The sequence below is a fragment of the Streptomyces sp. AC627_RSS907 genome (assembly GCF_019049165.1).
Genome location: NZ_JAGMUE010000201.1, coordinates 50054 through 55098 on the forward strand (window position 1 = coordinate 50054; position 5045 = coordinate 55098).

Genomic DNA, 5045 nt, shown 5'->3' on the forward strand with positions numbered 1-5045 from the left:
CGGTCTCATAGAATCCGCACGTCAGGGCCGCTCCAGAGCCGCAGCGCCCACCGCATCGCCAGGACGAGGAGCCCACCCTCATGGCCGAACACCCCGCCTACCCCGTAGGCCTCCGCCTCGCCGGCCGACGCGTGGTCGTCCTCGGCGGGGGCCAGGTCGCCCAGCGCCGCCTGCCCGCCCTCATCGCGGCCGGCGCGGACATCCGTCTCGTCTCCCCCGAGGCGACCCCCTCGGTCGAGGCCATGGCGGACGCGGGCGAGATCGCCTGGGAGAAGCGCGCATACGCGGACGGCGACCTCGCGGACGCCTGGTACGCCCTGATCGCCACCAGCGACACCGAGGCCAACACCGCCGCCTCCGCCGAGGCCGAACGGCACCGCGTGTGGTGCGTCCGCGCCGACGACGCCGACCGTGCGACGGCCTGGACCCCGGCGACCGGCCACAGCGAGGGCGTCACCGTCGCCGTGCTCACCACCGACGCGCGCGGCCGCGACCCCCGCCACACCGCCGCCATCCGCGACGCGGTCGTGGAGGGCCTGCGCGACGGCACCCTCGTCGCCCCGCACCACCGCACCCGCACCGCCGGCGTCGCGCTGGTCGGCGGCGGCCCCGGCGACCCGGACCTGATCACCGTCCGCGGGCGGCGCCTGCTCGCCGAGGCCGACGTCGTCATCGCCGACCGGCTCGGCCCCCGCGACCTGCTCGCCGAGCTGCCGCCGCACGTCGAGGTCATCGACGCGGCGAAGATCCCGTACGGCCGCTTCATGGCCCAGGAGGCCATCAACAACGCGCTGATCGAGCACGCCAAGCAGGGCAAGGCGGTCGTGCGGCTCAAGGGCGGCGACCCCTTCGTCTTCGGCCGGGGCATGGAGGAGGCGCAGGCGCTGGCCGAGGCGGGCGTCCCCTGCACCGTCGTTCCCGGCATCTCCAGTTCCGTCTCGGTCCCCGGCGCGGCCGGCATCCCGGTCACCCACCGGGGCGTCGCCCACGAGTTCACCGTGGTCAGCGGACACGTCGCCCCCGACGACGAGCGTTCCCTGGTCGACTGGCCCTCCCTCGCCAAGCTCACCGGCACACTCGTCATCCTGATGGGCGTCGACAAGATCGGCCGGATCGCCGAGACGCTCGTGGCGCACGGCAAGTCCCCCGACACGCCGGTCGCCCTCGTCCAGGAAGGCACGACGGCCGCCCAGCGCCGGGTCGACGCGACCCTCGCCACGGTCGCCGAGACGGTCGTCGCGCAGGAGGTCAAGCCCCCCGCCGTCATCGTCGTCGGCGAGGTCGTGCACGTCGGCCCGCACGGGGCGGTGTGACATGGCCGACCTCATCACCGTCGAGGACCCCGACGACCCGCGCCTGCACGACTACACCGGGCTGACCGACGTCGAGCTGCGCCGCCGGCGCGAACCCGCCGAGGGCCTGTTCATCGCCGAGGGCGAGAAGGTCATCAGGCGGGCCGGAGAAGCGGGTTACGCGATGCGCTCGATGCTGCTCTCCGCCAAGTGGGTCGACACCATGCGCGACGTCATCGACGAGGCGCCCGCCCCGGTGTACGTCGTCGATCCCGCGCTCGCCGAACGGGTCACCGGCTACCACGTGCACCGCGGCGCGCTCGCCTCCATGCAGCGCAAGCCGCTCCCCACGGCGACCGATCTGCTGCGCACCGCCCGCCGCGTCGTCGTCATGGAGTCGGTCAACGACCACACCAACATCGGCGCGATCTTCCGTTCCGCCGCCGCACTCGGCATGGACGCGGTCCTGCTCTCCCCGGACTGCGCGGACCCCCTGTACCGGCGCAGCGTGAAGGTCTCGATGGGCGCGGTCTTCTCCGTGCCCTACGCCCGCCTCGACACCTGGCCCGCCGGCCTGGAGGCGGTCCGCGAGGCCGGCTTCACGCTCCTCGCCCTCACCCCCGACGAGCGGGCCAAGGCCCTCGACGAGGCCGCCCCGCACCGCATGGACCGGGTGGCCCTCATGCTGGGCGCCGAGGGCGACGGCCTGACCCGGCGGGCCCTGGCCGCCTCCGACGAGTGGGTCCGCATCCCGATGTCCCACGGCGTCGACTCCCTCAACGTGGGCGCGGCGGCAGCGGTCGCCTTCTACGCGGTGGCGACGGGACGCCCCTCGGCGTAGACCGGCCACCCGACCGTCCGCCGGGCCGATGTCCGCCGCGGGGACGGGCTCGCCCCGGACGGGCGGGCCACCCCCGGCGGCCGTCCGCCGTCTCGGTCGCCCAGCCTGCCGAACGGGCTTACCCGCGCACCGACGGGCCTGTCCACCCAGCCGTCCACCGGCTGACGAACCTCCGCACCCGGTCGCCCACCCGGCCGGCGGGCTCACCTAGCCCGGCCGTCCACCGGGGCGAGGGACCTGCCACCCGTCCAGCCGTCCACCGGGTGTGACGGACCCACCACTCGCCCGCCGGGCCGACGGACCTACCCCGGCCGTCCACCGGATCGACGCGCCCCTCACCGGCCGACCGGGAGGCCGTCCCCCGCCTGCGCCCCGAACGTCTGCCGCCCCGGTGCGTCGCTCCGTACGTCCACCTGTTCCCGCTGTTGCGTCCGCACACCGTCCCGGTGGTCGCCGAGGCCCCGCGACGGCCCCTGGCAGCCCTGCGCGGCGGCGATGCCCAGCGCGACCAGCAGCGTCACGACCACGAACACGAACAGGCGCTGCCGCAGCAGCCGCGGGTTGGCGGGCCGTCGCCAGCCGCCCCCCGTGGACCTCGGTGCCGTACGGCCGGTACCGCCGCGCGGCGCGGGCCGGCCACCGCCGTCGTTGCGGGAGCCGTTCCGGCCGGTGGTGCTGCGGGGGGCGGGCGTGGGCCGCGGCCGGGACCGGGCGCCCGTACCGCCGCCGCGCGAGGCACTGCCACCCCGTGCGGGGGACCCGTTGCGCGAGGGCGCGCCGCCGCGCGACGGGGCGGAGCCGCGTCCGGCTGCCGGGCCCCGGGAGCCGGGCGCGCTCCGCGGCGCGGGGGTGGCCGGCGCGCCCTGCTGTCCCTGCGGACGCCGCTGGGCACGCTCCGGGTAGGTGTCGGCGAGCCGTCCCGTGGGCCGGTCCGCCTCCGCGCTGCGCGGCGCCGGCGGCCGTACGTCGGACAGGCCCTGGGACTCCCGGGTGGCGATCTCCTTGAGCCGCAACGACAGCTGCAGCGTGCTGGGGCGCTCCTCGGGGTCCTTGGCCAGGCACGCCCGTACGAGCGGTGCCAGGGCGTCGGGCACGCCGTGCAGCTGGGCCTCCTCGTGCACCACGCGGTACAGCATCACCTCGGAACTGCCGTGCCCGAAGGGCGAGTCGCCCATCGAGGCGTACGCCAGTGTGGCCCCGAGCGAGAAGACGTCCGTGGCCGGGGTGACCGCCGCGCCGCGCACCTGCTCCGGCGCGAGGAACCCGGGGGAGCCGACCGCGGTGCCGACGTGGGTGAGCGTCGAGGCGCCCGTCGCCCAGGCGATGCCGAAGTCGATGATCCGCGGCCCCTTCGGGGACAGCAGGATGTTCGACGGCTTCAGGTCCCGGTGCACCACCCCGGCCTCGTGCACGGCGACCAGCCCCTCGGACAGGGCGGCGCCGACGGCGGCGACGTCCGCCGCGCCCAGCGGGCCCCCGTCGACGACCTTGTCGTGCAGGGAGGGGCCGGGCACGTACTGCGTGGCGAACCAGGGCCGGTCCGCCTCCAGGTCCGCCGCGACCAGCCGCGCGGTGCAGCCGCCGCGGATGCGGCGGGCCGCCGAGACCTCGCGGGCGAACCGGGACCGGAACTCCTGATCCTCCGCCAGGTCCGGCCGGATGACCTTCAGCGCGACCCGCTGTCCCTTCTTGTCGGAACCCAGGTAGACCACGCCCATCCCACCCGCGCCGAGCCGCCTGTGAAGCCTGAACGAGCCGACGACGCGCGGGTCCTCGCGCCTCAGGCGCATCATCGCCATGTTCATCCCCGCTGCCCGGTCCCTGTGACGAGCCACAGCTTACGTTTCCACGGCCGCCCGCGCTCATAGGCCGCGCCCTCTCGGGGCGACGGATTGTCGGTGCGGGCCGGGAGAGTTGAGGGCAGGCCGACCGACGCGGGAGCGGACCCGCCACGCTCCACGGAAGATCCCAACCGGCCCTCCCGCGCGGGGGATTGGGCAGGGCGCGGACGACCGTGCGGAGCCGGACGGGAAGGCGGGCGGCACGGCTCGCGGCCACGCCGACGGCGACGGACGGGGCGGGACGCCGGGCGGCGACAGCGGTGCGCGGGGAAGCCGCGGAGTGAGCGAAGTCACCGGACAGCCCGGAGAAACCGGGTCACGCCGGACGGCCCCTCCGGGATGACCCCGAGACGCGGGACCCGGTCTCCACCCAGGGGAGTACACCGCAGGTCATGGCTCATCCTCCGGGAGGCCCGGCAATGGGTACGAGGGCATGACGTCCGGAGAGGGCCCGAGGCCTAGATTTGAGGTCAGGCGGCGGGTGCGGAACTCGTCCCCCGAGATCGGACGCCCGCCGCCGCCCAGGACAACACGAACGGTCAGGAGAGGGACCATGGCCCAGACGGTATCGCGGACCCCGGTCCGCACCCCCGCAGACCGCCGTCAGGGACGTCGCCACCCCTTGGTGGCGACGGTCATGGCCCTTCCCCTGGCGGCCTTGCTCCTCCTCGTCTTCGACGGGTGGGAGACAGTGGCCACACAGGCGTCGTCCGTGGGTGTGATGCTGGGGCGCTGAGCGGCGACCCCAGGCCCGGAAGAGCGGTCCGGGCGGGGACATCCATCCATGAAACCCCGTGGGGACGGGGGTGCGGCGGACGGCAAAATGCCGGCGCAGCTGGGGAGCTGCGCCGGCATTGCTCTGTCCTGAGAGCCGACGGGGGCGGGCGGGCCGGGCCCTGCGTACCCTCACCTCCGTGACCACGGACTCCCTGCTGACCGCGCTGACCTTCCACGTCAGGGAAACGGCCCACGCCCGCCCCGGCGACTGCCCCTGCGGCGCGGCAACCCTCGCCGACCGCCCCGACGCCACCGTCGTCCGGCACGACGGCATCGTCGCCAAGGCCCACGCCC

At 75.4% G+C, this 5045-nt stretch carries 4 protein-coding genes and 1 pseudogene; 4 read left to right on the forward strand and 1 reads right to left on the reverse strand.

What is annotated here, in order from left to right; genetic code table 11:
• Positions 1-80 precede the first annotated feature (80 nt).
• On the forward strand, positions 81-1313 hold the full coding sequence (gene cobA, locus KUM32_RS31690; RefSeq protein WP_217145401.1) for a uroporphyrinogen-III C-methyltransferase: 1233 nt from the start codon (positions 81-83) through the stop codon (positions 1311-1313).
• Between the two features lies 1 nt (position 1314).
• Positions 1315-2133: an RNA methyltransferase gene (locus KUM32_RS31695; protein ID WP_217145402.1), complete on the forward strand. Its 819-nt coding sequence runs from the start codon at positions 1315-1317 to the stop codon at positions 2131-2133.
• 335 nt (positions 2134-2468) lie between these two features.
• Here KUM32_RS31695 and KUM32_RS31700 read toward each other — a convergent pair whose 3' ends face one another.
• On the reverse strand, positions 2469-3938 hold the full coding sequence (locus tag KUM32_RS31700) for a serine/threonine-protein kinase (protein ID WP_217145403.1): 1470 nt from the start codon (positions 3936-3938) through the stop codon (positions 2469-2471).
• Between the two features lie 589 nt (positions 3939-4527).
• Between KUM32_RS31700 and KUM32_RS31705 the strand changes: the two genes are divergently transcribed.
• Together KUM32_RS31705 and KUM32_RS44095 are read left to right on the forward strand one after the other, a co-directional pair.
• Complete coding sequence (locus KUM32_RS31705; RefSeq protein ID WP_217145404.1) at positions 4528-4710, forward strand: hypothetical protein; 183 nt, start codon at positions 4528-4530, stop codon at positions 4708-4710.
• Positions 4711-4888: 178 nt separating this feature from the next.
• A pseudogene (locus KUM32_RS44095) lies at positions 4889-5045 on the forward strand (aminoglycoside phosphotransferase family protein); the annotation flags it as partial.